At 52.9% G+C, this 2,210-nt stretch carries 2 protein-coding genes; both read left to right on the plus strand.

Going from position 1 to position 2,210, the window contains the following annotated elements; all coding sequences use genetic code 11:
- Positions 1-278: 278 nt before the first annotated feature.
- The gene (locus Q0256_RS00610; protein WP_297959069.1) at positions 279-1,271 is read left to right on the plus strand and encodes an iron ABC transporter permease; all 993 of its coding nucleotides are present in this window, start codon (positions 279-281) and stop codon (positions 1,269-1,271) included.
- Complete coding sequence (locus tag Q0256_RS00615; RefSeq protein ID WP_297959071.1) at positions 1,264-2,040, plus strand: ABC transporter ATP-binding protein; 777 nt, start codon at positions 1,264-1,266, stop codon at positions 2,038-2,040. Before Q0256_RS00610 ends, Q0256_RS00615 begins: the two co-directional genes overlap by 8 nt.
- Positions 2,041-2,210: the final 170 nt, after the last annotated feature.

Genomic DNA, 2,210 nt, shown 5'->3' on the forward strand with positions numbered 1-2,210 from the left:
GCTTGAGGCGGTGCGGCAAAAGCGCGTCTATGCTGCGCCTGCAAACATTTTCGGCTGAGACCGCACGGGCGCGAGGACGTCACTACAAATCTTGCAGGCGGCTAAAATTTTCATCCGGATCTTTTCTGAAATATTGATCTTGGAGCTATCACGAAGGAATTTTGCCGCAAGCCTTTCGCCTACGAGCCGGAAAGCGGAATTTTAAGCAGGTTTCAACGAGGCGAAATTTCAAAGATTAAATTTAAGGCAAAAGATAAAAATTTAAAGCAAGGGAAGGTATGAAAAATTTTAAATTTATGCTCGTGCTACTGATACTGGCGACGATCGCGACGATCGCGATATCGCTTTGTATAGGGCGCTTCGGACTAAGCATTGCCGAGGTTTTAAAAGCGCTTAGCGGCGGCGAGGTAGCGCAAAACGTCCACAACGTCATCATGCAGGTGCGCCTGCCGCGTATCATCGCCGCGGTGCTCGTGGGTGCGGCGCTGGGCATCAGCGGCACGGCGTATCAGGGCGTCTTTAAAAACCAACTCGTTTCGCCCGATCTCTTAGGCGTCAGCGCCGGAGCCTGCGTGGGCGCGGCGATCGCGATCCTGCTTGATCTAAATATCCTTTTGATCCAGCTTTTCGCCTTCGTTTTCGGGCTCGCGGCGGTTTGCATTACGCTTTTGATCACGCGCGCGCTGCGTTCGAGCGCTACTATAATGCTCGTGCTTGCCGGCATCATCGTAAGCGGTTTGATGGGCGCACTGATCGGATTTTTAAAATTTATGGCAGATCCCGAGACGAAGCTTGCAGACATCGTGTATTGGCAGCTAGGAAGCCTCGCGAAGGTCGATCCCTCCGTGCTAGCGATGATAGCGCCGGTGATGGGGGTTTGTATCGCTATCTTGGTGCTGATGAGCTACCGCATAAACGTCCTATCTATGGGCGATGCGACGGCGGCGAAGCTCGGCGTAAACGTCGTGCTGGAGCGGGGCATCATCATCGTCTGCGCGACGCTGCTAACCGCAAGCAGCGTGTGTATCAGCGGCATAGTCGCGTGGGTGGGGCTTTTGATGCCGCATCTAACGCGCATGATCGTGGGCGTGAGCAACACCAAGGCGATCCCCGCGAGCATATTTTTAAGCGCGATCTTCGTGCTCATCGTAGATGACGTAGCGCGCAGTATAAATCAAAGCGAGATCCCGTTAGGGGTGCTTACGGGCTTTATCGGCACGCTATTTTTTATATTCATCCTGCTTAAAAACAAAAGGAAGCTAAATGGTTAGGGTTGAGAGCTTAGACTTCGGCTACGTAAAATCCGCCCCTCTGACGCTGCACGACGTGAATTTCAACCTCGAAGCGGGCGCGATGCTGACGATTTTGGGGCAAAACGGCGCGGGCAAATCGACGCTTTTAAATTTAATCAGCGGCACGCTTACACCCCTGCGCGGTAAAATTTCAATTGACGGCAAGGACATGGCGAGCCTCAGCGCCAAAGGGCGCGCCGAGATCATCGGCTACGTCTCGCAAAGCGAGGTCTGCGAGTACGACTACAGCGTCTTTGAATACGTCCTGATGGGGCGCACGGCGCATATCGGAATCTTTTCGCAGCCGAGCGAAAACGACTACAAGCTCGCGCAGCGCTACATGAAAATGCTTGAAATTTGGCACCTAAAAGACAAGATCATCACGCGCCTAAGCGGCGGCCAAAGACAGATGGCGTCCATCGCGCGCGCCCTTTGCAGCGAGCCTAAGATCGTGATCTTCGACGAGCCCACCTCGGCGTTAGACTTTGCCAACCAATACAAATTCCTACGCGCCACAAAAGAGCTTTTAAAAAACGGCTACACCGTCGTTTTAGCCACGCACAATCCCGATTTCGCGCTGCTTTTGGGCGGATACGTCGCGCTCGTAAAAGGCGGCGGCGAGGTCGCATACGGCAAGGCCGAGCAGATCATAAAAAGCGAAATTTTAAGCAAGCTATACGATCTGAAGCTCGACGTCAGCTACAACGAAAAGGTCGGTCGCGTCTGCTGCTTGACGTATCCGTTTTGATCCTAACTTCTCGCGGCGGCTAAGCCGCCGCTGCGAGCGGGAGTGCAAGCACTCCCTGCACCCACCTAAAGTTACTCGTCCGACCACGCGGACTAAATTTTGGTTTTCTCCCTAAAAAAACTCATCAAATTCTAAGATCGCAACACTGCGATCTAAATTTTGGTTTTCTC

It is taken from the genome of uncultured Campylobacter sp. (genome assembly GCF_937949835.1).
Taxonomy (GTDB): Bacteria; Campylobacterota; Campylobacteria; order Campylobacterales; family Campylobacteraceae; genus Campylobacter_B.

What these genes read in the sequence shown, in the direction of transcription:
- Q0256_RS00610 (WP_297959069.1), top strand. Translation starts at nt 279, where the DNA reads ATGAAAAATTTTAAATTTATGCTCGTGCTACTGATACTGGCGACGATC.
- Q0256_RS00615 (WP_297959071.1), top strand. Translation starts at nt 1,264, where the DNA reads ATGGTTAGGGTTGAGAGCTTAGACTTCGGCTACGTAAAATCCGCCCCT.